We start from the raw sequence: 4,042 nt of genomic DNA, 5'->3' as shown, positions 1-4,042 counted from the left end.
AGGTAGTCGGCCGAGGCGAAGTACTGCCCCGCCGTCTTGCCGCCCACCGTCTTTCCCGCTTCGGTGAAATGCCCGTCGGTGAGCGTGCCGACCTCGTGGAAGGCCCCGGCCGTGGCCACGGTGAGGGCGAGGGTTTTCAGGGTCTGGGTCGAGCCCATCTCCTGCAACACCTTGCCGATGTTGCCCCGGTTGTTGACCAGGCTGACCGAGGCCTGGGCCACCAGCGACGAGAAGCCGGCGTTGACCATGGCCGCCGAGGTGCCGGTGACGCCCTCGACGCCCAGCGCCCCCAGCGCCTCCACCCCCATGCCCTGGGTCGCCACCATCACCGCGATGGACAGGATCGCCGCCCCGGCGGGGCTCAGGCCCTGGCTCTTGTAGTCCCAATGGTCGTGGGCTTCCTGCACCATTGTCCAGCGCAGGTCGTCACGCGCCGCCACCTCGGCCATCCACGCTGTCTCGGGTTGGGCCGCCAGGGCGGCGACGGTCGATTGCAGGCATCCGACCAAGTCCCGAACAGCTATGTTCATCGGGGCTTGGTATTAGCGTTTATTCGGAAAATTTCGCGAGAGTGCCGATAGAGAGAACGCAATATACGATATAATTAGTTTATTTCTGCGCTCCCGACAACGGTGTGACAATTTTCTCTATAACAATGACAAAGATAGAATCCTCCGACGCTGTGTTATTGGCGTGTCTTCGTTATTATATTTCATCCATTCTCTGACGAACATATTGTTATGATATGCCAAAAATATAAATGATATTAATGGCATTAGTGATGCAGCCAAATCAACCAGAAGCATCACATGCCTCATATTAGCATCCTATTCACTACGCCCCGCAGCCGCTCTTCTCTGGATGGCAAGAATCACGCCAGCCTCAGGCACTCAAGCCTTTTTCAAATAGTCTCTGAGAAGAAAGAAAAAAATAGCAGCAATGCCACCGAATAACCAACTCAACGACATAATGGGCCACAGAAATAATATCAATATAGAAATATTAATAAAATCAACATATCTGAAAATATTAAAAAAACGTCTGGTTCAAAATAAATAACAACGAAAACATATGATGATGACGACAAGCAGTACCCAGAAATAGACCATTGCGCAATGATTTTCATTTTATTTTTTTCATCGGTGAAAATCGATGATAGAAAAAATAAAACAAAAAATACAGGAATAATATATTTTGCGTGTCTATTCTTTTCTATAGTTTGATATATAACAATGTATGAAGGCAGAAGCGCGCTTGCTGCACAGGCCATTGATATAAATACGGTGAGTAATTTGTGCGAAAACGTATTCCCCATTTCGGCAACTCCCTCATTTTCTATTTAAAATATCAAGTATGCGTCTCCTTAAGTTTCCAGGAAAGAAGTAAGAATCAATACCATTAAATTTACCTACATTTGACAGGCAAGCAGATGTTGATAGGGCGCACGTGAACGGCTGCCGCCCTCCAAGGGTCTCTATATTTTTCACGATTAGGCTGTCTTCTGATTCAGTTGTATTTAGCCAATCAATTGTTACATTGCTCCCATTATTCCTCCAGTATTCAGAATATTTATTATAATCAGCTTCGCTTCCATAGATGGCATCTCCTGTTCCGCCTCCTTTAGAGGGGTAACTCCCGCCCGGATCGTATAAAACAGCCTCTCTACCTTCTTTACCTTCAACGTAAAGCGCAGAGTGATCAGAAAAATAACCATTGTCTAACGTAATGAGTGCGGCATTATTAAACAAATACCCCAATCCAGCGGTCATGGCACCTTGTTCGAAGGTTCCCCCGGCCAGGGTTGACGCTGTACCGCCGACGGCGACGGTGGTGACGAGGCCGGTATAGGGGACCCGCTGGTTGAGCAGGATGGTCGCCGGCGACACCGCCGCGCCGAAACCACCCGACAGCGCGCCGCTGGCGAAGTCGCCGCCGCCCAGCACCGAGGCCGTTCCGCCGACGACGGCGTGGCCGGCGACGTTCTTGAGGTAGTCGGCCGAGGCGAAGTACTGCCCCGCCGTCTTGCCGCCCACCGTCTTTCCCGCCTCGGTGAAATGCCCGTCGGTGAGCGTGCCGACCTCGTGGAAGGCCCCTGCCGTGGCCACGGTGAGGGCGAGGGTTTTCAGGGTCTGGGTCGAGCCCAACCAAGTCTCGATGGGCTATTCTCATCGGGACTTGGTATTCGTGCCTATTCGGAGAATTTTGCGAAAGTTCCAAGCAATAATGCCGATAGAGAAAAAACAATATACGACATAATGAGTTTATTCCTGCGCACCCGACAACGGCGCGACAAATTTTTCGATAATAATGCTACCGATAGCATCCTCCAGCGCTGCGTTAGGGGCATCTCTCCCTTATTGTCTTCCATCCATTCTCTGACAAACATGTTGTTCTGGTGCACCAATAACAAAAATGACGCCAATGGAAATATCGAAATAATTATATCAATAAATAGTATGGCGTATCTCATATTAGCATCCTGTTCTTGGTTGGCCATACGTACAGGTTTTTGTTGGGCCGTAGCTAAAACCAAACTTAGGGGAAGGAGTGCTCAGCGCCGCTCCGCTAAAAAATGGGTACCCATCTTTTACAAGAACGGAAATTCCTCCAATGGGACTTGATATCGCGTAATTATAATACCCATCTCCAGGAAATGATTTTGCCGTTCCAAATTGATACCCTACAACACTTGAGGCTCCTTGATTCCAGCCGATCGTCTCTGAGCCAGTTGCGAACAAGCCGCGATTACCCTTTGTGTCGTAATATACCCCCCCCCGTGGCCGCTAGCCCCATTCCAGCGGTGGCTTCCACCGTTTCCCCGGCAAAAAAAGTCACACCAAGGTTTTCTTGCAGAAATTGATCAAGCTTGGACAACGCCTCCCGGCTTTGACCATACCGAAGCATATGATTAGGGTCCGAGCGAATTGCCTCCATCATCTGATTGAACAGATATCCGGCAGCTGCAACTGAAGCTCCATCTTCAAACCTTCCCCCAGCAAACTCGGCGGCAACGCCGCCTGCGGCACTAGTAAGCACCACGCCCGGTACCGTACCCATTTCAGATGCAGCGGGCCCCACCGTCGCTCCAAGGCCAGATGCAAGCGCTCCCGACCCGCAATGCTCACCGTTGGCCGCTCCCGAGGCGCAGCCAACGAGAGCGTGACCAACCACATTGGCAAGATGGTCCATGCTGCCCAAGTACTCTAGTGATGTCTGCCCGGCAGCATTCGTTCCTGTGCCGCCAAAGTGCCCGTCGGTGAGCGTGCCGACCTCGTGGAAGGCCCCGGCCGTAGCCACGGTGAGGGCGAGGGTTTTCAGGGTCTGGGTCGAGCCCATCTCCTGCAACACCTTGCCGATGTTGCCCCGGTTGTTGACCAGGCTGACCGAGGCCTGGGCCACCAGCGACGAGAAGCCGGCGTTGACCATGGCCGCCGAGGTGCCGGTGACGCCCTCGACGCCCAGCGCCCCCAGCGCCTCCACCCCCATGCCCTGGGTCGCCACCATCACCGCGATGGACAGGATCGCCGCCCCGGCGGGGCTCAGGCCCTGGCTCTTGTAGTCCCAATGGTCGTGGGCTTCCTGCACCATTGTCCAGCGCAGGTCGTCACGCGCCGCCACCTCGGCCATCCATGCCGTCTCGGGTTGGGCCGCCAGGGCGGCGACGGTCGATTGCAGGCTGGCGGTGCCGGTGTGGATCTCCGCCGTCACCCCCTGGGCGGCGGTGATCTCGATGCCGGTGCCGGCCTGGAGGTCGGCGTATTTCGTCGTCTCGTCGATCCGGCCCTTGTCCTGGGACGTTTGCCAGATGGCGTTGCTGGCGGTGTGGGTCTCGGCGTGGTAGTCGCTGTCCTGGGCTGTCAGCAACTGCACCTGGCCGTCGTCGGCTTTCAGCGCGATCTGCTCGCCGGCCTGCGCCTTCGACGCCTGCACCACCACGTCGCCGCCCTGGGCGTGCAGGGTGACGTCGGTGCCGGCGGTGATTTCCGAGCCGACAACGCGGGTCTTGGCGTCCTCTTCCTGGTCCAGGCCGGAGCGCAGGTAA

Annotated in this window: 3 protein-coding genes; all 3 read right to left on the bottom strand. The window is 54.7% G+C overall.

The window, feature by feature from the left end:
- Window positions 1-530 (bottom strand): DUF637 domain-containing protein (locus G4223_RS03650; protein ID WP_205762363.1); only part of this gene is annotated, 530 nt, incomplete at its 3' end.
- 798 nt (window positions 531-1,328) lie between these two features.
- The gene (locus G4223_RS03645; RefSeq protein ID WP_163675152.1) at window positions 1,329-2,144 is read right to left on the bottom strand and encodes a hypothetical protein; all 816 of its coding nucleotides are present in this window, start codon (window positions 2,142-2,144) and stop codon (window positions 1,329-1,331) included.
- 601 nt (window positions 2,145-2,745) lie between these two features.
- A partial coding sequence (locus G4223_RS03640; protein ID WP_205762362.1) for a DUF637 domain-containing protein occupies window positions 2,746-4,042 on the bottom strand: 1,297 nt, incomplete at its 5' end.

This window comes from Magnetospirillum aberrantis SpK, from assembly GCF_011022235.1.
GTDB classification, from domain to species: Bacteria; Pseudomonadota; Alphaproteobacteria; order Rhodospirillales; family Magnetospirillaceae; genus Magnetospirillum; species Magnetospirillum aberrantis.
This window is presented reverse-complemented; position numbering and strand designations above follow the sequence as displayed.